Below are 22624 nucleotides of genomic sequence, written 5' to 3'. Positions count from 1 at the left end.
GGCGGCACGCCCGCCGCCGCCGATCCGCGAGAATGGGGGCATGACTGCCCAGATTCTCGATGGCAAGGCCACCGCGGCCGCGATCAAGTCCGAACTCGCCGTCCGCGTGGCGGCCCTCAAGGAGCGGGGCATCGTCCCCGGCCTCGGCACCGTCCTGGTCGGCGACGACCCGGGCAGCCGGTGGTACGTCAACGGCAAGCACCGGGACTGCGCGGAGATCGGCATCGCCTCCATCCAGCGCGAACTGCCCGCCACCGCCACCCAGGAGGACGTCGAGAACGTCGTCCGAGAGCTCAACGCCGACCCGACCTGCACCGGCTACATCGTCCAACTGCCGCTCCCCAAGGGCCTGGACCAGAACCGCGTGCTCGAACTCATGGACCCCGACAAGGACGCCGACGGCCTGCACCCGACCTCGCTCGGCCGCCTCGTCCTCGGCATCGACGGCCCGCTGCCCTGCACCCCGCTCGGCATCGTCGAACTGCTCCGCCGCCACGGCGTGGCCCTCGACGGCGCCGAGGTCGTCGTGGTCGGCCGCGGCATCACCGTCGGCCGCTCCATCGGCCTGCTGCTCACCCGCCGCAGCGAGAACGCCACCGTGACGCTCTGCCACACCGGCACCCGCGACCTCGCCGCGCACCTCAGGAACGCCGACGTCATCGTCGCCGCGGCCGGCGTCCCGCACCTGGTCAAGCCCGAGGACGTCAAGCCCGGCGCCGCGATCCTCGACGTCGGCGTCTCCCGCAGCGAGGGCAAGATCGTCGGCGACGTGCACCCCGGTGCCGCCGAGGTGGCCGGCTGGATCTCCCCCAACCCCGGCGGCGTCGGCCCGATGACCCGCGCCATGCTCCTCAACAACATCGTCGAGGCGGCCGAGCGCCGCGCCGGCGTCTGACACCGGTGCCCGGCGCCACGCGGCGAGGCCGCCGCCGTCCCCCCGTCACCACCGAGGGCACCCTGCCCCCGGAGGGCTCCGCGACCGCGCTCGACCGCCGCCACACCCTCCCGCTGCGGCAGTGGCCGATCACGCTGCTGCTCGCCGTGGCGGCCCTCGGCCTGCTCACCACCTGGGCCGGCCACTTCCGGCTCGGACTGCTCCTGGTCGGCGCGGCGCCGCTGCTCGGCGCGCTGCTCCGGCTCGGGCTCCCCGACGTCGGCATGCTCGCCGTCCGCAGCCGGTTCACCGACGTCACCCTGATGTTCCTGTTCGGCGGCGCGATCGTCCTGCTCACGCTGGTCGCCCAGCCCGACCCGTGGCTGCGGGTGCCGGTGCTGGAGAACATCGGACGGCTGATCGGGCACCCGCTGCGGTGACCGCCGCGCGGGACCGGGGGCGCGGAGCGGTCCGGCGGCCCCGGTCCCGCACCGGCGCACCGGCCGACACCGCGCCCCGGTCGGTGCCGTCAGCGGCCTTGCGATAGCCTTGCCCAGGTCTCTCGATATCGAGAGATCATCCTCGGCCCCAGCGCGCCGGTGTGCCTGGGGCACCTGGCGATCGCAGGAGAAGGCTGAAATGACTCGCACCCCCGTCAACGTCACCGTCACCGGAGCCGCCGGCCAGATCGGCTACGCGCTGCTCTTCCGCATCGCCTCCGGTCACCTGCTGGGTGCCGACGTCCCGGTGAACCTGCGGCTGCTGGAGATCCCGCAGGGCGTGAAGGCGGCGGAGGGCGTCGCCATGGAGCTGGACGACTGCGCCTTCCCGCTGCTGCGCGACATCACCATCACCGACCAGGCGAACGTCGCGTTCGACGGCGCCAACATCGCCCTGCTGGTCGGCGCCCGTCCGCGCACCGCGGGCATGGAGCGCGGCGACCTGCTCTCGGCCAACGGCGGCATCTTCGGCCCGCAGGGCAAGGCCATCAACGACAACGCCGCGGACGACATCAAGGTCCTGGTGGTCGGCAACCCGGCCAACACCAACGCCCTGATCGCCCAGCGCAACGCCCCGGACGTCCCGGCCGAGCGCTTCACCGCGATGACCCGCCTGGACCACAACCGCGCCGTCGCCCAGCTGGCGAAGAAGGCCGGCGTCACCGTCGAGGACGTCAAGAAGGTCACCATCTGGGGCAACCACTCGGCCACCCAGTACCCGGACCTGTTCCACGCCGAGATCTCCGGCAAGGCCGCCTTCGACGCCGTCGGCGCCGACCAGGAGTGGGTCGAGAACTTCTTCATCCCGAAGGTCGCCAAGCGCGGCGCCGAGATCATCGAGGTCCGCGGCGCCTCCTCGGCCGCCTCGGCCGCGAACGCCGCCATCGACCACGTCCACACCTGGGTCAATGGCACCCCGGCCGGCGACTGGACCTCGATGGGCATCGTCTCCGACGGCTCCTACGGCGTGCCGGAGGGCCTGATCTCCTCCTTCCCGGTCACCACCTCGAACGGCACGTTCGAGATCGTCCAGGGCCTGGACCTCTCCGAGTTCGACCGCAAGCGGATCGACGCCTCGGTCGGCGAGCTCGCCGAGGAGCGCGACGCCGTCCAGGAGCTCGGCCTCATCTGAGCGCCGCCCCACCACGGCTGAACGGCCGGGCACCCACGGGGTGCCCGGCCGTTCCCCTGGGGCCGGCCGCCCTACACTCGCCCCGTGAGCGAAACCCTGCAGGACGCCGCGCTCGTCCTGGTGTTCATCATGTTGGGCGGGCTGTTCAACGTCGCCGAGATCGCGCTGATCTCGCTGCGCGAGGGGCAGATCCGCGCCCTGGAGGCGGTGGGGACGCGGCGGGCCGGGCGGGCCGCGCACCTGGCGGCCGACCCGAACCGGTTCCTGGCGGCGGTGCAGGTCGGGGTGACCTGCATGGGCTTCCTGTCGGCGGCGTTCGGCGCGGACACGCTGGCCGGGAAGCTGGCGCCGGTGTTCGTCCGGGCCGGGCTGTCGGAGGGCGTCGCGGACGCGGTCGCGCTGGTCGGCCTGACCCTGGTCATCTCGTACGCCTCGCTGGTGCTGGGCGAGTTGACGCCCAAGCGGATCGGCCTGCAACGGGCCGAGTCGATCGCGCTGCTGGCCGCGCCGGTGGTCGACGTGATGTCGGTGGTGCTGCGGCCGGCGATCTGGCTGCTCGGCCACTCGACCAACCTGATGGTCCGCCTGCTGGGCGGCGACCCGAGCGCCGGACGCGGCGTGATGAGCCCCGAGGAACTGCGCGGCCTGGTCGCCGCCAACACCGAACTCGGCTCGGACGAACGCGCGTTGATCAACGAGGTGTTCGCGGCGGGGGAGCGCCAGCTGCGCGAGGTGATGGTGCCGCGCACCGAGGTGACCTTCCTGGACGGCGACCGGCCGGTCGGCGAGGTCCGGGCCGAGACCGACTCCGCCCCGCACTCCCGCTACCCGGTGGTCGAGGGCTCCTACGACGCGGTGACCGGCTTCGTGCACGTCCGCGACCTGTACGGCGCGCGCGGCGAGCAGGCCGTCCGGGTGCGCGAGCTGGCCCGCCCGGTCAAACTGCTGCCGGCCACCAAGCGGGTGCTGGAGGCGATGGGCGAGATGCGCCGCGAGGGCCACCACCTGGCGATCGTGGTCGACGAGTACGGCGGCACCGCGGGCATCGTCACCCTGGAGGACCTGGTCGAGGAGGTGATCGGCGAGATCCGCGACGAGTACGATGCCCAGGACACCACCGCGACCCGCCGGCTGGCCGGCGGCGGCGTCGAGATCGACGGGCTGCTCAACCTCTCCGACTTCACCCAGGAGACCGGCCTGACCCTGCCCGAGGGCCCGTACGAGACGGTCGCCGGCTTCGTGGTGCGCGAACTGGGCCGGCTGCCCCGCAAGGGCGACCAGGTGGTCACCGACACCGGGGCCCGGCTGACCGTCGCCCGGCTGGACGGGCGGCGGATCGAGCGGCTGCGGGTGAGCACCGTCACACCGGCCGAACCGGCGGCCCCGGAGGTTTCCTGACCGGCCCGGGGAACTGGAACAATGGCCGCATGGTCAACGCAGCGGTCACCGGTCCCGTGAAGGACCGTCCCCGGGTGCTCTCCGGCATCCAGCCCACCTCGGGCTCCTTCCACCTGGGCAACTACCTCGGCGCGGTGCGCCAGTGGGTCGACCTCCAGGAGGCCAACGACGCCTTCTACATGGTGGTCGACCTGCACGCCATCACCGTCGAGCAGGACCCGGCGGTGCTGCGGCAGAACACCCGGATCTCCGCCGCGCAGCTCCTCGGCGCCGGCCTCGACCCGGAGCGCTGCACCCTGTTCGTGCAGTCCCAGGTGCCCGAGCACGCCCAGCTCGCCTGGGTGATGAACTGCCTCACCGGCTTCGGCGAGGCCTCCCGGATGACCCAGTTCAAGGACAAGTCGGCCAAGCAGGGCAGCGACCGCACCACGGTCGGCCTGTTCACCTACCCGGTGCTGATGGTCGCCGACGTGCTGCTCTACCAGGCCGACGCGGTGCCGGTCGGCGAGGACCAGCGCCAGCACCTGGAGCTCACCCGGGACCTCGCGGACCGCTTCAACACCCGCTACGGCCGGACCTTCACGGTGCCCGAGCCGTACATCCTCAAGGCCACCGCGAAGATCCAGGACCTCCAGGACCCGGCCGCGAAGATGAGCAAGTCCGCGGCCACCGACAAGGGCCTGGTCAACCTGCTCGACCCGGCGAGGACCAGCGCCAAGAAGTTCAAGAGCGCCGTCACCGACACCGACACCGTCGTCACGTACGACGAGGCCGCCAAGCCCGGCGTCTCCAACCTGCTGCGCATCCACTCCGCGCTCAGCGGGCGGTCGGTCGACGAACTGGTCGCGCACTTCGAGGGCAAGATGTACGGCGCCCTGAAGACCGAGCTGGCCGAGCTGTTCACCGAGTGGGTCACCCCGTTCCAGGCCCGCACCCAGCAGTACCTGGACGACCCGGCCGAGCTGGACCGGGTGCTGGCGCTGGGCGCCGAGAAGGCCCGCGCGGTGGCCGCCGAGACGCTCGCCGAGGTCTACGACCGGGTCGGCTTCCTGGCGCCCAAGCGCTGATGCCGACGGCTGCCGCCCCCGACGGTGCCGGCCTCGACGAGGCCGTCACCATCGGCGTGTCCATACACGTCCCGGAGCCCTACGGCAGCCGGGTGCAGGACGCCCGGGCCGGCCACGGCGACCCGCAGGCCAGGTCGATACCGACCCACGTCACCCTGCTCCCGCCGACCGAGACCCGCACCGCCCTGCTGCCCGCGATCGAACACCACCTGCGGACGGTGGCCGCCGCGCGCCGCCCGTTCCGGATGCTGCTCCAGGGCAGCGGCACCTTCCGCCCGGTCTCCCCGGTGGTGTTCATCCGGGTCGAGGAGGGCGCCCAGGAGTGCCGCGAACTGGAGGCCGAGGTCCGCTCCGGCCCGCTCGCCCGCGAACTGGCCTTCCCCTACCACCCGCACGTCACCGTCGCCCACGGCCTCCCCGAACCGGTCCTGGACACCGCCTACGAGGACGCCCGGGGCTTCCGGGCGGTCTTCGAGGTCGGTGAGTTCGTCCTCTCCCGGTTCGGGGCGGATTCTGTGTGGCGTCCCTGGTTGGCATTCGGATTCGGCGCTGCCTGACCGCCGGGTACGTGCCTTCTGGCAGTTCTCTGTGAATTGTTTTTCATTGCTTTGTGCGCCGTTGCGCCGTTGTTAGCGTCACCAGGGTTTTGGCGCGCACGGGAGTGACATGACGACCAGGCAAGCAGTTCCGCGGACGGTCCGGAGAGCCGTCGGCCGTGCCCTGCGCAGGTGCGGGCTGCTGCCTCCGGTACCTCCGCCGCCGCCACCACCGGTCGACCCGCGGCGGGTGCGCGAGGACGAGCTGGCCGCCGCCCGCCCCGGGCTGGTGCGGCACCGCGGCCGGCTGGCCGAGGTCCGCGACGACCTGCTCGACCCGCAGGGCCGGCAGGCCAACCTGGTCGACGCCGCCGAGGCCCTGGACGCGGCCGGCGTCCGCTACCTGCTGATCCCCGACGGCGGCCCCCGCCACCGCCTGGGCGTGCTGCCCGGCTCGCGCCCGGCCGCGCTGGCCGCCGTCGCCGAGGCGTTCCGCGGCGCCCCCGTGTACGCCGCGCTGCTCGGCCACGGCCGGGTGCACGGCACCGTCCTCGCCGAGGAGCTGCCGGCCGCCGTCGCCGCGCACGAGGCGCTCCCGCCGGTGCCCGAGGCGCCCGGGGCGAGCAGCCGCCCCCGCCGCCGGAGCCCCCGGAGCCGGTCAAGGGCGTGCGCCTGTACCGGCCGGTGGTCACCAGCGGCCGCACCCTCCACTACGGCGAGCAGCACGGCTGCGACCTGGAGTTCTGGGACGCCGCCGACACCCGGGCCGGGGGAGTCGCCTCGATCGACGAGACCCCGTACGGGTGGTGGCTGCCCTCGCTGGAGGCGGCCGGGAGCATCCGGATCGGCGAGCGCGACTACCCCGTCGCCGAGGCGTTCCTGCACGACCTGCCGGAGGCCGTCCGCTTCCCGGTGGACGCCGTGTTCACCTGGGTCGACGACGCCGACCCGGCCTGGCAGCGCCGCCGCGCCGCGGTCCGCGCCGAACTGTTCGGCGGAACGTCCCCCGAGCTGGTGGACACCGCCCACGACGACGGCGACCACCGCTACCGCAACCACGACGAGCTGCGCTACAGCCTGCGCTCCCTGGCCATGTACGCCCCGTGGATCCGGCGGATCTTCCTGGTCACCGCCGACCAGGTGCCGTCCTGGCTGGACACCGAGGTACCCGGGCTGACCGTCGTCCCGCACCGGGACCTGCTGCCCGGCGGGCCGGTGTTCAATTCGTGCGCGATCGAGACCGGCCTGCACCGCATCCCCGGTCTGGCCGAACACTTCCTGTACTTCAACGACGACATGTTCCTGGGCCGCCCGGTCCGCCCCGAGGACTTCTTCCTCGGCAACGGCCTGCCCAAGGTCTTCCGGGACACCCGGATCGTCCCGCCGTCCACCGGCACCACCGACCCCGACGTGTACGTCGCGGGCCAGCAGAACACCAGCGCACTGCTGGAGGCCGAGCACGGCCGGATCTACACCCGGGTGCTCGCGCACGTCCCGTACCCGCTGCGGCGCAGCCTGCTGGAGGACGCCGAACGGCGCTGGCCGGTCGAACTGGCCGCCACCGGCCGCTCGGCCTTCCGGGCCGCCGACGACGTCGCCCCCGTCACCCTGGCGCTCTTCCACGCCCAGCTCGGCGGCCGCGCCGTCGACGGCCGACTGGTCCACGAGTACCGGGCGGTCGACTGCGTCGAGGACCGGGAGCGGCTGGCCCGGCTGCTGGCGGAGCGCGACGTGGACGCGTTCTGCCTGGCCGACGGGACCGGCGACGGCACACCGGCGGAGGAGCAGGGCCGGGCCCTGTCCGCCTTCCTGGCCGCCTACTTCCCGGTGCCCGGGCCGTTCGAGCTGCCGGGGTCAGCCCCCGGCGCCGAGGGCCAGCATCCGGGCGGCCACCCGGGCGGCGGCCGCACCGTCGTCGAGGGGGCAGAACCGGGCCCGGAACCGGCGATAGGCATCCCGGTGCCGCGCCGGGTCGAAGTCCCGTAGCGCCGCCACCACCTGCTCCGAGCGGGACAGCAGCGGGCCCGGCGCCCAGCGCTCGAAGTCGAAGGTGAACCCGCGCAGCGCGTCCCGGTAGTGGGCGAGGTCGTAGGTGAAGAACAGCATCGGACGGCCGGTCACCGCGAAGTCGAACATCACCGAGGAGTAGTCGGTGACCAGGACGTCCGCGATCAGCAGCAGGTCCTGCACGTCCGGGTAGTCGGCCACGTCGCGGACGAAGTCGTCGTCGGGCAGCGCCCCGCCGACGTGCACGTGCGGGCGCAGCAGCAGCACGTGGTCGCGGCCCAGCGCGGCCCGCGCGGCGGCCAGGTCGAGGCGCAGGTCGAGGGCGTGCCGGCCGCCCGGGCCGGGCCGGTCGTCGCGCCAGGTCGGGGCGTACAGCACCACCCGGCGGCCGGGCGGCAGGCGCAGCCGGCGGCGGATCCCGGCGGCCTCGGCTTGGTCCGGGCGGGCCAGCCGGTCGTTGCGCGGGTAGCCGGCCTCCAGCACCTCGCCCCCGTAGCGGAAGGAGGCGCGCAGCTCCGGGGTGGCGAACGGGCTCGGGACAGCAGCAGGCTCCACTGCCGCACCTCGTGCCCCAGCCGCTCCAGGTAGCCGTCGGCGGCGGCCCAGCCCGGTGGCATCCGGTGCGCGATCCGCTTGAGGGGGGTGCCGTGCCACAGCTGGACCACCACCTGGCCCTCGCGGCGGCGCAGGAACTCCGGGAAGTGCGTGTTGCCCACCAGGTAGCGGCAGGTGGCCAGGGCCTCGTACCACTCGGGGCTCCACTGGCGCACCGCGCGGACGCCCTCGGGGGGCCGCTCCTGCCCGTCCTCGACCACCCACAGATGCTCCAGGGCGGGGCCGGAGCGGGCGAGTTCGGCGTGCACGGCGCGCGGGTTGCAGGCGTAGCCGCGGCCGCCGAACACGTCGTACAGCACCGCGTCGCGCAGCGGGCGGCGCCGGGCGGCCGGGTAGGCGTCGGTGCGCAGGCGGTGCTGGCGGTGGGCGCTGCGCTCGACGGCGGAGAGCGCCGGGAGGCTGTCCACGACCAGGGTGTCGTGCCAACGGCGCTGGAGCAGGAAGGACTTGTCGCCCGCCCGGGCCCGGGCGGGCAGCAGCGGCAGCACCGCGGGGTGCAGCCGCACCGGGTCCCCGTGGCCGCCGTCCGGCCCGGCCGGGCGCAGCAGGACCTCCCACACGCCCTTGCCGAGCGGGCGGGGCGCGCCGTCCGGGCCGTCCGGGGCGAGCGGCAGCCGGGCGGTGAAGCGCCCGTCCGGGGCGGGGCGGACCGGGGCGCGGCGCTCGCGGCCGTCCCCGGTGTGCCGCAGGACCAGTTCGAGCGGACGGTCCGCCGGGCCGGGGAACTCGCCGGCCAGCTCGAAGGCCCCATCGGCGGGGGAGATCCGGTCGACCCGCGGTTCGGCCGGGCGGACGCAGAACTGCACCCGGCCGTCGGCGAGCTGCTTGGCCTGCAGGACGGATCCGCCACCGGGCAGCGGGAGTTGGCCGGGCCCGTGCGGCGGGTGGCGCAGCAGCAGCGGGGCGGGCCCGTCGGGCAGGGCCAGGGCCGGGTCCCAGTGCCCGGGCGCCGGGCGCGGGACGGTGCCCACCACGGCGGTGAACTCGCCGTCCTGCCAGTACACCTGGGTCTGGATCAGCTCACCGGTGTCGCGGTGCCGCAGGACCAGCGGCCCGCCGCCGGGGCCGTCGGCGGTGCCGCGCAGCTCGAAGCCGTCGGGGCGGGCCCGGCAGGAGTCGACCCGGACGGGCGGGCGGCCCACCGTCAGGTGCAGGGTGCCGTCGGCGGTGAACGGCGCCAGGTGGATGCCGGGGCCGCTCCAGCCGGCCGGCGGGTACTCGCCGCCGCCGCACCAGTGCGGGGCGAGCGGGGCGCGGGCCAGCAGCCGGCCGGAGGCGACGGCGGCCTCGACCCGCCAGGTGGCGGCGGGCCGGCCGGCCCGGGGACGCAGCACGGCGGGGTCGAGGCGGGCGGTGAAGCCGGTCCAGTCGAGCCCGTGCCGGGTCTGCGCGCTGTCGTCGGTGGCCTCGGGCAGGTAGCGGGGCACGGTGCGCAGCCGGACGGCGCGCCGGGAGCCGCCGAGCGGCCGCAGTTCGAGGACGACCCGGGTCTGGCCCGGCCGTTCCCCGGGGCGGCCGTCCAGCCGGCCCTCGCCGTGCAGCACCAGGGCGTCGCCGTCCCAGACGGCGTGGCGCAGCGCGGCGTACGCGGTGGGGGCGGCGGGCGCCGCGGTCCGCGGGGCGTGGCCGGTCGGGGTGCGGTGCCGTACCAGGTGGGCCATTCACGACATCCCAGCGCAGAAACCGGGAAAATGTCAATTCCCTCCGCTTTCGAAAAGCGGAGGGAATTGACATGTGTTTATCGGAATTACTTGGCCGACGCTCCGGAATGCGATCCGGAATCCGCCGCGCCCTCGGCCAGCAGCGCGTCCACCACCCGGGCCGCGGCCCGGCCGTCGTCCAGGTCCCCGTACGCCTCGCGGAACGCCGCGTACTTGTCGGCGTACTCGGCGGCCACCCCGGGCAGGTCGGCGAGCGCGCCGACCACCTCGGCGGAGGTGCGCAGCAGCGGGCCGGGGGCCTGGGCCTCGAAGTCGAAGCTGAAACCGCGCAGGTTGTCGCGGTAGTGCTCCAGGTCGTAGGCGAAGAACAGCACCGGGCGGCCGGTGTTCATGAAGTCGAACACCGAGGCCGAGTAGTCGGTCACCAGGGCGTCGGCGACCAGCAGCAGCTCGGCCGTGTCGGGGTAGGTGCTGACGTCCCAGACGTAGCCGTTGCCGGCCTCGGCGATCTGCCCGCGCACCACCTCGTGGCTGCGCACCAGCAGCACCTGGTCGTCGCCCAGCGCGGCGCGGGCCGCGTCCAGGTCGAGCTGAAGGTTGAACTGGTAGCCGCCGTCGGGCAGCCGGCGGTCCTCCCGGAAGGTCGGCGCGTACAGCACGACCTTCTTGCCCTCGGGCAGGCCGAGCTGCTCGCGCACCCGCTCGGCGGTCTTCTCCCGGTCGGCGGCGAACAGCAGGTCGTTGCGCGGCGAGCCGCTCTCCAGCACCTTGCCCGTGTACCCGAAGGCGCGCCGCAGCACCGGCACCGACCAGCGGTTGCCGGCCGTCAGCAGGCTCCACTGCGGCACCTCCTCCCTGAGGTGCTCCAGGTACCCGGAGTCGGTGAACCAGACCTTCTCGAAGTCGGCGCCGATCCGCTTCAGCGGCACGCCCTGCCAGGTCTGCAGGACGACCTGGCCGGGACGGCGGCGGAAGTACGTGGGCAGGTGGGTGGAGGTGACGATGTACTTCGCGGTGGACAGCGCCCGGAACCACTCGGGGGAGCGGTGCCGGACGGCCTCGGCGGTCTGCGGCAGCTCGGCCTGCAGGTCCACCGAGGTCCACAGGTGGCGCAGCGGCAGGCCGCGGCGGACCAGCTCCTCGTGCACCGCGCGCGGCGAGTCGCCGTACACGCCGCCGTCGGCGGCCCACCAGTCCTCCCGGACGGTGTGGTAGAGCACCGTGTCGGTCAGCGGACCGGCCGGCTGCTCGACGTAGGCGTGCCGCAGGGTGCGCTGCCGGTAGCCGCTGCGCTCGTCGGGCGTCAGCGGGTCGTGCGACTCCAGCGAGAGGGTGTCGAAGCCGCGGCGCTCCAGGGCGACCCGCTTGCCGCGGGCCTCGACCTCCAGCGGCAGCGCGTCGAAGGTCCGGGAGTCCAGCACGGCGGCCGGCCACAGGCTGTCGACCGGGGCGCCGACCGGGCGGAACAGCACCGTCCAGGTGCCCTTGTGCAGCGGCACCCGGCCGGCGAAGGACGCGGTCGGCACGGCGGGCAGCGCGGCCCGGAAGCGCCCGTCGGCGATCTCCACCGGGTAGGCGTGCTCCTCCTGCCGCTTCACGTGCCGGATCACCAGCTCGTAGCGGTGGGCGCCGGGCAGCGGGAAGGAGCCGCTGAGCACGAAGCCCTCGCCGTCGGTGGCCCGGGACACCTCCTCGATCACCGGCTGGAGCACCTGGTCGCACAGCTGCAGGTAGCCGGACGGGGAGGGCTTGGCGTACAGCGCGCGGGCGCCGCCGGCCAGCGGCAGGTGCAGTTCCACCGCGGCGGTGCGGTCGTCCAGCACCAGCGGCAGCGCGCTGCCGTCGGACAGCTTGAGCTCCAGGTCCCAGCGGTCCCGGGTGCGCTCCTCCGCGGCCGGGTCCAGGGCGTCCCAGGACTTCCGGACGGCGGTCAGGTCGGCCACCCGGAACCGCGCGGTGAACGGCAGGTCGCGGCCGGCCGGGGTGCCCAGCTCCAACTCGGCGAACAGGTCGCGGTCGGACTCGACGTGCTTGAGCCGCAGCTCCGCACCGGCCAGGTCGGGGCCGGAGCGGACCAGGCCGCGCAGCTCCACGGTGCCGTCCTGCGCGGTGGCGGCCACCGCGCGGGCGCGCACCCGCTCCACCCGCAGCAGCAGGTGGCCGTCCCGGGACCACGGCACGATCCGGACGTCGTCCTCGACCCAGTGCGCCGGCGGGTACTCGCTGCGGTCGTGCCAGCCGACCGACACCCGGCCCTTGTACACGCCGCCCTTGCCGGCGCCGGCCACCAGCACCCGCCAGGAGCCGTCCTTCCAGCCGCCGCGCTGCTTGAGCCGCTGCGGGTCGATGGACGCGGCGAAGCCCGCCCAGTCGCAGCTGTACAGGTCGTGCGGGGAGCTGGCGGTCGCCTCCGGGCTGTACTGCGCCTTGGTCTGCACGGCCACCACGCCGCGGCCCTTGGCCTCGCGCAGCACCAGCGCCTTGACCATGTCGTGCTTGTGCTCGGCACCCAGGTGCTCGGGGAAGGCGTGGCCGGTGAGCCGCAGCCGGCCGCCCTCCCAGCGGGCCTCGTACAGCCGCGAGCGCATCACCAGGGCGTTCTTCAGCCGCAGCACGTCCGCGGGCACGCTCTTGCGGCCGCCGCGCAGGAACGGGTAGTCGGCGTACGGGCGCAGCAGGCCGCGGGCCGGGGCCGCGCCGTTGCTGTCCTTCTCGAAGCGGAGCTGCTCGATCAGCTCGTCCAGCCGGCCCTGCAGGGTCAGGTGGTACTTGAGCCGCAGCGGGGCGCGCAGCTTGCGGACCTGCTCGGGGCCGATCGCGCGCAGCAGCCGGCCGGCCGACTCCAGGTAGGCCGCGTTGTACACCGGGTCGTTCTCCAGCACCGAGCCGAAGAACATCGGGATCTCCTCGACGAGGTTGTTCTCGTCGTAGGTGCGCAGGTACTTGCGGAACTTCGGGTCGCTCTGCGCCGACAGCCACTCCCGGACCAGCTCCATCGACTTGACCCGGTCGATGACGCCCTTCGGGTTGGTCTTCATCTGGGTGATCGACATCTCGCCGACCTCCCGCTCGCGCCAGTGGTAGATCGGCTCGGCGAGCACGTCGACTCGGCGGGCCAGGAAGTGGTGCGGCACGCTGACCGGGGCGTCCTCGTACAGGATGCCCTCGGGGTACAGCACGCCCGCCTGGTCGAAGAAGGCGCGGCGGTAGACCTTGTTCCAGGCGGTGCGGTCGGTGATCAGCGCCGGGATCTCGGTGATGTGGGTGCGCAGCCGGGTCTCGGCGAACGGCTTGCGGTGGCCGCCGGACTGGTAGTGGCCCACCGCCCGGAAGCGCAGCACGTTGCCGGTGCAGAAGTCCGAGCCGGTCTCGTCCAGGGTGCCGATCATCAGCTCGTAGGCGGACGGCGGCATGGTGTCGTCGCTGTCGACGAACGCCAGGAACTCGGTGCCCTCGGAGATGTGCCGGTAACCGGTGTTGCGCGCCGCGCCCAGGCCCTTGTTCACCTGCTTGACCAGCCGGAAGCGGGAGTCCTTCGCGGCGTACGCCTCGGCGATCGCGGCGCTGGAGTCCTTGGAGCCGTCGTCGACCATGACGCACTCGAAGTCGGCGAAGGTCTGCGCGGCGATGGAGTCCAGGCACTCCTCGAGGTAGCGCTCGACGTTGTAGATCGGGACGACGACGGACAGACGGGGGGCCATCGGTAGCGCAGAGCCTTTCCTCAGGGAGTGCGGCCGGCGGGCCCGAGAAACGTGCGAAAGCGGACCGGCACCGGCCGCGATCCTACCTCTCCGGGCTTGCTAGTCTGCGCCAGGCCAGGCCAGGTCAGGAGAGTGAAGAGATGCCGCGGTTCAGTGTCGTCGTGCCGGTGCACGCCGTCGAGGAGTACCTGCCCGAATGCCTGGAGTCGGTCCTGGCGCAGTCCTTCACGGACTTCGAGCTGATCGCGGTGGACGACCGCTCGCCCGACGGCTGCGGCGCGATCCTGGACGCGGCGGCCGCCCGCGACCCCCGGGTGACCGTCCGGCACCTGCCCGAGAACGTCGGCCTCGGCCCGGCTCGCAACGCCGGCGCCGCCCTCGCCACCGGCGACTACCTGGTCTTCCTGGACAGCGACGACACCCTCACCCCCGGCCTGCTCGCCGACACCGACGCCCGGCTGCGCGCCACCGGCGACCCCGACCTGCTGGTGTTCGACTACGCCCGCAGCTACTGGGACGGCCGGGTCACCCGCTCCGCCTCCGCCCCGGTCTTCGCCCGCCCCGGCGCCGAGGTGTTCACCCTGGACGAGCGCCGGGACCTGCTCGACCTGCTCCAGGTCGCCTGGAACAAGGCGTACCGCCGCGAGTTCCTGCTCCGGCACGACCTGTCCTTCCCGCCCGGCTACTACGAGGACACCCCGTTCACCTACCCGGCGCTGCTCGCCGCCGAGCGGATCACCCTGCTCGACCGGGTCGGCGTGCACTACCGGCAGCGCCGCGAGGGCGGCAACATCCTGGCCACCGCCTCCCGCAAGCACTTCGACGTCTTCGCGCAGTACGACCGGGTGTTCGCCTTCCTCGACGCCCGCCCCGACCTGGACCGCTGGCGCCCGGTCATCTACCGGATGATGCTCGGCCACCTCGCCACCGTGGTCTCCAAGCCCGGCCGGGTCCCGCCCGGCGACCGCCGCGAGTTCTTCCGCCGCGCCGCCGAGCACTGCGCCCGGCACCGCCCGGCCGGCTACCGGCCGCCGCCCGGCCGCGAGGGGCTGCGCGGCGAACTGCTCGGCCGCGGCAACTACCTCGGCTTCCAGGGCCTGCGGGCCCTGGCCCGGGCCCGCCGCGCCGTCCGCCGCTGAACCCCCGCGCGGCGGGGGCGGGCTGACGGAGGCTCACCCGCAGCCCCCGGAAGGCCCGTGACGCGCCCCGGACGGCCCCGGACGGCCCGCGCCGCGCCGGGCCCGGCCCCGCTCCCGCAGCGGGGGCCCGGACGCCGGTATACAGCCATGCGTGGACTTCCTCACCAAGCTGCCCGTGATCGGCCCGCTCGCCGCCCGACTGCTGCGCAGCCGGCCCTACCGGGTGTACCTGCTGTTCGACGACGTCCAGGGCAACCGGCTGGCCGGGGCGGTCACCTTCTTCGGCTTCCTGGCGCTGTTCCCGCTGCTCACGGTGGCCCTGGCGATCGCCCTGGCCACCCTCTCCGACTCCCGGGTGCACCAGCTCCAGGACAAGATCACCGAGCAGCTGCCGGGCCTCGCCGACTCGCTCGACCTGAACGCCATGGTGGCCAACGCCGGCACCGTCGGCCTGGTCTCCGGCCTGCTGCTGCTGATCTCCGGCCTCGGCTGGGTGGACACCATGCGCGGCGCGGTGCGCACCGTGTGGCGGCTGCCGGACGACGGCGGCAACCCGGTCCTGGTCAAGGCCCGCGACTGCGTGGTGCTGCTCGGCCTCGGCCTGGTCTGCCTGGCCTCGCTGGCCGCCTCCGCGCTCGCCACCACCCTGGTCCACCGGCTCTCCGACGCCCTGGGCCTGGACGGCGGGGCCGCCCGCTGGCTGCTGTCCGGACTGGGCTTCCTGATCGCGGTCTGCGCCGACCTGCTGCTCTTCGCCTACCTGCTCGGCCCGTTCCCGCGGATCACCGGCCAGCGCCGCCGCGCCCTGCTGGAGGGCGCGCTGATCGGCGCGGTCGGCTTCGAACTGCTGAAACTGCTGCTCTCCTCCTACCTGGGCTCGGTGGCCGGCCGCAGCCTGTACGGGGCGTTCGGCGTGCCGGTGGCGCTGCTGCTGTGGATCGACTTCGTCACCCGGCTGCTGATGTACTGCGCGGCCTGGACCGCGCTCGCCGACCCGGAACGGGCCCGGCTGCGCGCCGTCCGGCAGGCCGAGGACGCGCTCGAAGCCGCCGGGGAAACATCCGCCCCGCCCGCTGTGCGGCGTTCGGACGAGTGACTATGATCCCGGTCACACCAGTCCGGTTCCCGCCGACCGCACACCGCCGTGCCCCCGGCCCCGGCCAGCTCCCCAGGAGACCGCGTGTCCGCACCAGGCACCGCCGCCGCTCCCGCCGCCCCCGAGGGCGTCCCCGTCCCGGCCGCCCCGGACGACGTCCCGGGCTGGTTCTTCCGGGCCGACCAGGAGGTCTTCGCCCACCTGCTCGACCGGCAGAGCGAGGCCGGGACCACCGGCGACCTGCTGGAGATGGGCGCCTACCTGGGCCGCTCGGCGATCCTGCTGGGCTACCACCTGCGCGCCGGGGAGACCTTCACCGTCTGCGACCTGTTCGACCTGGAGGCCCCGGACGACCAGAACTCCGCCGAGATGGACATGTCCTACCGCGACACCCTGACCCGGCGCGCCTTCGAGGCCAACTACCTGGCCTTCCACCCCGAGCTGCCGACGATCGTCCAGGCCCCGACCTCGGTCCTCGCCGACGGCCGGATTCCCGCGGGCAGCTGCCGCTTCGTCCACATCGACGCCTCCCACCTGTACGAGCACGTGGCCGGCGACATCCTGGTCGCCCGGGAGGCACTCGCCAAGGACGGCGTGGTCGCCCTCGACGACTACCGGGCCCCGCACACCCCCGGCGTGGCCGCCGCCGTCTGGGAGGCCGTCTTCACCCTCGGCCTGCGGCCGGTGCTGCTCACCCCCGAGAAGTTCTACGGCACCTGGGGCGACCCCGAGGCGGTCCGCGCCGACCTGCTCGACCGGGACTGGCGCGGCGAGGGCTTCCGGCTCGACGAGGAGCACCTGGCCGGGCAGCGCTGCCACCGCCTCGCCTGGGACGAGCCCCCGGCGCCCGAGCCGGCCCCGGCCCCCGCCCGGCCGCGGCGCTCGCTGCCCCGCCGGATCGCCCTCGACGTCCTGCCGCCCATCGCCACCCGCTCGGTGCGCCGCGCCCTGCGGGCCACCCGCCGCACCGCCTGACGCCCCACACCGCCGGACGCCCCGCACCGCCTGACGCCCCGCACCGCCTGACCCCCCGGACCGTCGGCCGCCCCGGTCAGTCCGGCCGGCCCGGCCGGCCCTCCGCGCGGGCGGCCCGGCGGCGCAGGGTCCGCAGCCGCAGCAGCCCCGCCGCCGCGACCGCCGCGCACAGCCCGACCGCCGACCAGGTCGCCGGCCCCGGCCCGCCCGCCGCCGCGTGCGCCGCCAGCCCGCCGTCCGGGGCCGACGGGACCGGCGGGGCCGCCGGGGCGCCCGGCGCGGTCGAACCGGCCGACCCGGCCGGGGCGTCGGCCACCGGCCGGGCCGCCGCCGACGGGGCCTGCTCCGGGGCGCCGTCCTCGGCCAGCGCCCCCACCGGGGTGACCTTCCCGGCCGCGGCGAAGCCCCAGTCCAGCAGCGCCGCCGCCTCGGTGTAGACCTTCGGGCTGTCCGCCGGGTGCATCACCGTCACCAGCAGCGTCCGCCCGTCGCGTTCGGCCGCGCCCGTGTAGGTGGCGCCCGCGTTGGTGGTGTAGCCGTTCTTCACCCCGATCAGGCCCGGGTAGCTGCCCAGCAGCCGGTCGGTGTTGGCGATGCCGAAGCTCCCGCGCTGCCCGGTCTTCTGGTCCACCGCGCCCGGGAACTGCGCCCAGCGGGTCGCGCAGTAGCCCCGGAACTCCGGATTGCGCAGGCCCGCCCGGGCGAACAGGGTCAGGTCGTACGCCGAGGTGACCTGCCCGTCCATGTCGTAGCCGTCCGGGCTGACCACGTGGGTGTCCCGGGCCTGCAGCTGATCCGCCCGGGCCTGCATGTCGGCGACGGTCTTCGCCACCCCGCCGTTCATGTTCGCCAGCACGTGCACCGCGTCGTTGCCGGAGGAGAGGAACACCCCGCGCCACAGGTCCTCGACCTTGTACTCCAGGTCCTCCTTGATGCCGACCAGGCTGCTGCCCGCCCCCATCCCCTGCAGCTCCGCCCAGGCCACCTTGTGCACCTCGGAGGCCGGGAAGCGCGGCAGCACGGTGTCCGCGAACAGCATCTTCAGGGTCGAGGCCGGCGGCAGCTGCGCGTGCGCGTTGAACGCCGCCAGCACCTGCCCGGTGCCCGCGTCCGCGACCAGCCAGGACTTCCCGGTCAGGTCCTTCGGCAGCGGCGGCGCCCCCGGCCCCGGCGCCACCTGGACCCCCGCCGCACCCAGCCGCTCCCCGCCCACCACGCCGGGCGGCGGGGCGTCCCCGGACGCGGCGGCGGACGCCGGCAGCGCGGGCACCAGCAGCAGGGCGGCGGCGGACGAACCGTGAAGAATCCGGCGGATTATCAGCATTCCGGAAAAATAACCCGCACCCGCTCCGGACCCGCTCCCGCCGTCGTCCGACGCCACGAACGAGTACCGCCCGCTGCTCCGATCGGCGGGCCCCGCATACTGGACGGGCACCCCGTCTGCCGCGAAGGACCCCGCCACCATGAAGCTCAGCCGCCCGGTCTCCTGGTTCCTCACCGCCTTCGGCGTCTGGTCGGTCTTCATCTGGACCACCTTCGTCAAGAACCTCTGGAAGGACTCCGGCGGCCAGGCCTTCGTGAACGGCGACCACGGGCAGCCCACCGCCTTCTTCTGGGTCCACCTCCTGCTCGCCGTCACCTCCCTGCTGCTCGGCCTCGCGATCGGCTGGATCGGCGTCCGCGGCCTGCGCGCCCTGCGCGCCGCCACCACCGCCGCCCCGGTCGGCGAGCGCCCCGCCGAGTAGTCCCGCCGAGCCGCCCCACCGAACACCCCCCGAGCCGCCCGGCGGACGAAGCCAGGCGAAGCCAGACGAAGGCGGACGATCCGCGGGCCGCGTCCCGGACCCCCGGCGTCCGCCCCCTTCAAGTGGCCGAATCCCGCTGCTAGCCTGCCCGGCACGAACTTCGGGGAGGCTCGGCGTGAGCATCAGTTCCACCCTCGGTGAGACCCGCCCGGAGTGGGCGCGGCGGCAGGAGCGGGAACGGCGGCACCGGCGGGCGAAGTCGCGGCTGCGGCTGCCGTTCGCGGTGGCCGCGGCGTGCTGGGCGGTGCTGCTGCTGTGGTGGGCGGCGGTGTACCCGGCGTTCACCGGGGACGCCCCCGAGCCCGGCGCGCCGCTGTACGCGGCGGCGGTGCGGGCCGTGCACACCGGCCCGGCGGTGCTGGCGCAGACCGCGGCGGCGGCCTTCGCCCTGGGGTACCTGGTGGCCGCGCTGGCCCGGTTCGGGGTGCGGGGACGGCACAGCGGGCCGGTCGCGGTGGCGCTGGCCGCCCTGCCGCCGACCGCCGCGCTGGTGGTCTCGGCCGCCCCGGCCGCGGTCACCACCCTCGCCGCGCTGCTGCTCACCGGGGCCGGGCTGCGGCTGCTCGCCCGGCGGACCGAGGGCGCCCTGGAGCGGGGCGGCCCGGCCCAACGGCTGGATCTGGCCGTCCTGTTCGCGGCCGTCTGCGCGCTCGCCCTGACCGGCACCCGGGGCGCCGGCACCGCGCTGGCCGCCGCCGCGGTGCTGCTGCTCTGCCTGCCCCGGGCCCGGACCCGGATCGCGCTGCTGACCGCGGCCGCGCTGGCCGTGCCGATCGCGCTGGCGCTGCTCGGGCACCCCGCGTCCCCGAGCGGCGACCTGCACCCGCTGCGGGCCGCCGACCTGGCGCTGGCCCAGCACCGGGCCGCCGCCCCGCTCGGCCCCGTCCTGACCGCCGTCGCCCCGCCCGCCGACTGGGACGCCGCGGGCGCCGACTGCTCCGCCACCGCGGCCCTCACCGACCGCTGGAACACCGCCACCGCCCGCCGCGCCGAAGACGAACTCGCCTCCACCTGGCGGCAGTTGCTACGCGACCACCCGGACCGGGTGCTGGACGCCCGGCTCTGCCGGGGCCGGATCGCCTGGGCCGTCCGGGCGGGCGACGGCGGCCCGCACGCCGCCACCGGGGTGCCCGGCCCGGCGGCCGGCTCGCGCGGCCTGTGGCACCCGCTGCACGCCGCCGCGACCTGGAGCCGCACCCTGCTGCGCGCCCCGCAACTGGACTGGCTGCTGTGGCGCGGCGCGCTCTGGGCCTACCTGGGCCTGGCCGCCGCCGCGCTGCACGCCTGGCGGCACCGGATCGGCACCCTGGTCCCGGTGGCGGGCGCGGCCGTCCTGGGCACCCAGCTGGCGCTCACCGCCGCCGCCGCCGACCAGGACTACCGGACGATGGGCGCCGCCCTGTTCCTAGGCCCGCTGCTGCTCACCCTGGCCACCGTCCGCACCCGCCGCACCGACTGACGGCCCGCCGGGAGCACAGGACCCCGGGAGCACAGGAGCACAGGACCCCGGGGGCCCAGGAGTCCGGGGCCCCCGCCGGACGCCGAAGGGCCCGCCCGGAGCGCACTCCGGACGGGCCCCTCGAACGGACGGACTAGAAGCGGCGCGTGACGAGCGCGCGCTTCACCTCCTGGATCGCCTTGGTGACCTCGATGCCGCGCGGGCAGGCCTCCGAGCAGTTGAAGGTGGTGCGGCAGCGCCACACGCCCTCACGGTCGTTGAGGATCTCCAGGCGCTGCTCGGCACCCTCGTCGCGCGAGTCGAAGATGAAGCGGTGCGCGTTGACGATCGCCGCCGGGCCGAAGTACTGGCCGTCGTTCCAGAACACCGGGCACGAGGAGGTGCACGCGGCGCACAGGATGCACTTGGTGGTGTCGTCGAAGCGCTCGCGGTCGGCCTGCGACTGCAGGCGCTCGCGGGTCGGCTCGTTCCCGTTGGTGATCAGGAACGGCATGACGTCCTTGTACGCCTGGAAGAACGGGTCCATGTCCACGATCAGGTCCTTGAGGACCGCGAGGCCCTTGATGGCCTCGATCGTGATCGGCTTCTCCGGGTTGACGTCCTTGATCAGGGTCTTGCACGCCAGCCGGTTGCGGCCGTTGATCCGCATGGCGTCCGAGCCGCAGATGCCGTGCGCGCAGGAGCGGCGGTACGTGAGGGTGCCGTCCTGCTCCCACTTGATCTTGTTGAGCGCGTCCAGGACGCGCTCCTTCGGGTCCATCAGGAGCTGGTAGTCCACCCACACCGGGTCCGGGTGCTCCTCCGGGTTGAACCGGCGGATCCGGAAGGTGACGTTGATCAGCTGCACGCTGCCCGACTCGGCCGCGTCCAGCGCGGTCGAGTGCGTCTCGACGGTCGAAGTGGACATCAGTACTTACGCTCCATCGGCTGGTAGCGGGTCTGCACGACCGGCTTGTAGTCGAGGCGGATGGAGGTGGAACCGTCCTCGGCCACCTCGCGGTACGCCATGGTGTGCTGCATGAACTTCACGTCGTCGCGGGTCGGGAAGTCCTCGCGGTAGTGACCGCCGCGGGACTCCTCGCGCGCCAGCGCGGACACGACCAGCACCTCGGCCAGGTCGAGCAGGTTGCCCAGCTCGACGGCCTCCAGCAGGTCGGTGTTGTAGCGCGAGCCCTTGTCCGCGATCGAGACGTTCTTGAAGCGCTCCTTGAGCGCCGCCACGTCCTCGACCGCCTGCTGCAGGGTCTTGCCGGTGCGGTAGACGGACGCGTTGGCGTCCATCGACTCCTGCAGCTCCAGGCGGATCTTCGCGACCGACTCGGTGCCGGTGGACTCCCGCAGGCCCTCCACCAGCGCCTCGACCAGCGCGCCCGGGTTCTCCGGCAGCTCGACGTAGTCGTGCTTCTCGGCGTACTCGGCGGCGGCGATGCCCGCCCGGCGGCCGAACACGTTGATGTCCAGCAGCGAGTTGGTGCCCAGGCGGTTGGCGCCGTGCACCGACACGCACGCGACCTCGCCCGCGGCGTACAGGCCCGGGACGACGTCGGTGTTGTTGCGCAGCACCTCGCCCTCGACGTTGGTCGGGATGCCGCCCATCGCGTAGTGCGCGGTGGGCTGGATCGGGATCGGGTCCGTGTAGGGCTCGATGCCGAGGTAGGTGCGCGCGAACTCGGTGATGTCCGGCAGCTTGGCGTCCAGCTGCTCCGGCGGCAGGTGCGTCAGGTCCAGGTAGACGTGGTCGCCGTCGGGGCCGCAGCCGCGGCCGGCCCGGATCTCCGAGTAGATCGCGCGGGAGCACACGTCACGGGACGCGAGGTCCTTCATGACGGGGGCGTAGCGCTCCATGAAGCGCTCGCCGTCCTTGTTGCGCAGGATGCCACCCTCACCGCGGGCGCCCTCGGTGAGCAGGATGCCCATCCGCCAGATGCCGGTCGGGTGGAACTGGAAGAACTCCATGTCCTCCAGCGGCAGGCCACGGCGGTACGCCACGGCCTGGCCGTCACCGGTCAGGGTGTGCGCGTTCGAGGTGACCTTGAACATCTTGCCGGTGCCGCCCGAGGCGAACACCACGGCCTTGGCCTGGAAGACGTGGATCTCGCCGGTGGCCAGCTCGTAGGCCACCACGCCGGCGGTCCGGCCCTCGTTGATCAGCAGGTCGAGGACGTAGAACTCGTTGAAGAACTCGACGCCGTGCTTGACGCAGTTCTGGAACAGCGTCTGCAGGATCATGTGGCCGGTGCGGTCCGCGGCGTAGCAGGACCGGCGGACCGGGGCCTCGCCGTGGTTGCGGGAGTGGCCGCCGAAGCGGCGCTGGTCGATCCGGCCCTGGTCGGTGCGGGAGAAGGGCAGGCCCATCTTCTCGAGGTCGAGGACCGCGTCGATGGCCTCCTTGCACATGATCTCGGCGGCGTCCTGGTCGACCAGGTAGTCACCGCCCTTGACCGTGTCGAAGGTGTGCCACTCCCAGTTGTCCTCCTCGACGTTGGCGAGCGCGGCACACATGCCGCCCTGCGCCGCGCCGGTGTGCGACCGGGTCGGGTAGAGCTTGGTCAGGACGGCGGTGCGGCTGCGCTGCGTCGACTCGATGGCCGCGCGCATGCCGGCGCCGCCGGCGCCGACGATGACGGTGTCGTACTGGTGAATCTGCATGGGGGTCAGT

The 22624-nt window shown here is 74.1% G+C and carries 17 protein-coding genes and 1 pseudogene; 12 read left to right on the top strand and 6 right to left on the bottom strand.

Annotated features, from left to right (window positions below; all coding sequences use genetic code 11):
• The first annotated feature begins 40 nt into the window (after positions 1-40).
• From QMQ26_RS14165 to QMQ26_RS14140, 6 genes are all read left to right on the top strand, one after another.
• Positions 41-895 (top strand): bifunctional methylenetetrahydrofolate dehydrogenase/methenyltetrahydrofolate cyclohydrolase, encoded by an 855-nt coding sequence (locus QMQ26_RS14165; protein WP_100837906.1) that lies wholly within the window; start codon positions 41-43, stop codon positions 893-895.
• Positions 896-900: 5 nt separating this feature from the next.
• On the top strand, positions 901-1314 hold the full coding sequence (locus QMQ26_RS14160) for a DUF3017 domain-containing protein (RefSeq protein ID WP_100837907.1): 414 nt from the start codon (positions 901-903) through the stop codon (positions 1312-1314).
• A 199-nt stretch (positions 1315-1513) separates the two neighbouring features.
• Entirely contained in the window at positions 1514-2506 is a 993-nt protein-coding gene (locus QMQ26_RS14155) for a malate dehydrogenase (protein ID WP_282205927.1), read from the top strand.
• Between the two features lie 84 nt (positions 2507-2590).
• Positions 2591-3904 (top strand): hemolysin family protein, encoded by a 1314-nt coding sequence (locus tag QMQ26_RS14150; protein ID WP_282205926.1) that lies wholly within the window; start codon positions 2591-2593, stop codon positions 3902-3904.
• A 29-nt stretch (positions 3905-3933) separates the two neighbouring features.
• Complete coding sequence (gene trpS / locus QMQ26_RS14145; RefSeq protein ID WP_111556281.1) at positions 3934-4971, top strand: tryptophan--tRNA ligase; 1038 nt, start codon at positions 3934-3936, stop codon at positions 4969-4971.
• Positions 4971-5528 carry a 2'-5' RNA ligase family protein gene (locus tag QMQ26_RS14140; protein ID WP_100837911.1) on the top strand — a complete coding sequence of 186 codons (558 nt, stop codon included), beginning with the start codon at positions 4971-4973 and terminating at the stop codon, positions 5526-5528. Before trpS ends, QMQ26_RS14140 begins: the two co-directional genes overlap by 1 nt.
• Positions 5529-5571: 43 nt before the next feature.
• Here the strand turns inward: QMQ26_RS14140 and QMQ26_RS14135 are convergent, their stop codons facing one another.
• Positions 5572-6093 (bottom strand): hypothetical protein, encoded by a 522-nt coding sequence (locus tag QMQ26_RS14135; protein WP_282205925.1) that lies wholly within the window; start codon positions 6091-6093, stop codon positions 5572-5574.
• Between the two features lie 80 nt (positions 6094-6173).
• Here QMQ26_RS14135 and QMQ26_RS14130 point away from each other — a divergent pair, with 80 nt between their 5' ends.
• Positions 6174-7493, top strand: a complete 1320-nt coding sequence (locus QMQ26_RS14130) for a stealth family protein (protein ID WP_318552241.1) — start codon at positions 6174-6176, stop codon at positions 7491-7493.
• Here QMQ26_RS14130 and QMQ26_RS14125 read toward each other — a convergent pair.
• Both QMQ26_RS14125 and QMQ26_RS14120 read right to left on the bottom strand, forming a co-directional pair.
• Positions 7446-9790 (bottom strand): annotated as a pseudogene (locus tag QMQ26_RS14125) (CDP-glycerol glycerophosphotransferase family protein); the annotation flags it as partial. The gene QMQ26_RS14130 and the pseudogene QMQ26_RS14125 overlap by 48 nt on opposite strands.
• Before the next feature lie 86 nt (positions 9791-9876).
• Positions 9877-13491, bottom strand: coding sequence for a bifunctional glycosyltransferase/CDP-glycerol:glycerophosphate glycerophosphotransferase (locus tag QMQ26_RS14120; protein ID WP_282205924.1), 3615 nt, complete (start codon positions 13489-13491; stop codon positions 9877-9879).
• A gap of 140 nt (positions 13492-13631) precedes the next feature.
• Here QMQ26_RS14120 and QMQ26_RS14115 point away from each other — a divergent pair, with 140 nt between their 5' ends.
• The 3 genes from QMQ26_RS14115 to QMQ26_RS14105 all read left to right on the top strand — a co-directional run bounded on the left by QMQ26_RS14115 (position 13632) and on the right by QMQ26_RS14105 (position 16701).
• Complete coding sequence (locus QMQ26_RS14115; RefSeq protein ID WP_100837915.1) at positions 13632-14630, top strand: glycosyltransferase family 2 protein; 999 nt, start codon at positions 13632-13634, stop codon at positions 14628-14630.
• A 151-nt stretch (positions 14631-14781) separates the two neighbouring features.
• Positions 14782-15726, top strand: coding sequence for a YihY/virulence factor BrkB family protein (locus tag QMQ26_RS14110; RefSeq protein ID WP_100837916.1), 945 nt, complete (start codon positions 14782-14784; stop codon positions 15724-15726).
• Between the two features lie 84 nt (positions 15727-15810).
• Positions 15811-16701: a class I SAM-dependent methyltransferase gene (locus tag QMQ26_RS14105; RefSeq protein WP_282205923.1), complete on the top strand. Its 891-nt coding sequence runs from the start codon at positions 15811-15813 to the stop codon at positions 16699-16701.
• Positions 16702-16777: 76 nt separating this feature from the next.
• On the opposite strand, the gene QMQ26_RS14100 is transcribed toward QMQ26_RS14105, so the two are convergent.
• Complete coding sequence (locus QMQ26_RS14100) at positions 16778-18025, bottom strand: D-alanyl-D-alanine carboxypeptidase family protein (protein WP_282205922.1); 1248 nt, start codon at positions 18023-18025, stop codon at positions 16778-16780.
• A 139-nt stretch (positions 18026-18164) separates the two neighbouring features.
• On the opposite strand from QMQ26_RS14100, the gene QMQ26_RS14095 reads away from it, so the two are divergent.
• Together QMQ26_RS14095 and QMQ26_RS14090 are read left to right on the top strand one after the other, a co-directional pair.
• Positions 18165-18446 (top strand): SCO4848 family membrane protein, encoded by a 282-nt coding sequence (locus QMQ26_RS14095; protein ID WP_282205921.1) that lies wholly within the window; start codon positions 18165-18167, stop codon positions 18444-18446.
• A 175-nt stretch (positions 18447-18621) separates the two neighbouring features.
• The gene (locus tag QMQ26_RS14090; RefSeq protein WP_282205920.1) at positions 18622-19965 is read left to right on the top strand and encodes a hypothetical protein; all 1344 of its coding nucleotides are present in this window, start codon (positions 18622-18624) and stop codon (positions 19963-19965) included.
• Between the two features lie 133 nt (positions 19966-20098).
• On the opposite strand, the gene QMQ26_RS14085 is transcribed toward QMQ26_RS14090, so the two are convergent.
• Positions 20099-20872, bottom strand: a complete 774-nt coding sequence (locus tag QMQ26_RS14085) for a succinate dehydrogenase iron-sulfur subunit (RefSeq protein WP_282205919.1) — start codon at positions 20870-20872, stop codon at positions 20099-20101.
• Positions 20872-22614 (bottom strand): succinate dehydrogenase flavoprotein subunit, encoded by a 1743-nt coding sequence (gene sdhA / locus QMQ26_RS14080; protein WP_282205918.1) that lies wholly within the window; start codon positions 22612-22614, stop codon positions 20872-20874. The genes QMQ26_RS14085 and sdhA overlap by 1 nt, the downstream gene beginning before the upstream one ends.
• Positions 22615-22624 lie beyond the last annotated feature (10 nt).

Source organism: Kitasatospora fiedleri (assembly GCF_948472415.1).
Lineage (GTDB): Bacteria > Actinomycetota > Actinomycetes > Streptomycetales > Streptomycetaceae > Kitasatospora > Kitasatospora fiedleri.
Note: the sequence above shows the minus strand (reverse complement) of the source record. Positions and strands in the feature narration are given on the sequence as shown.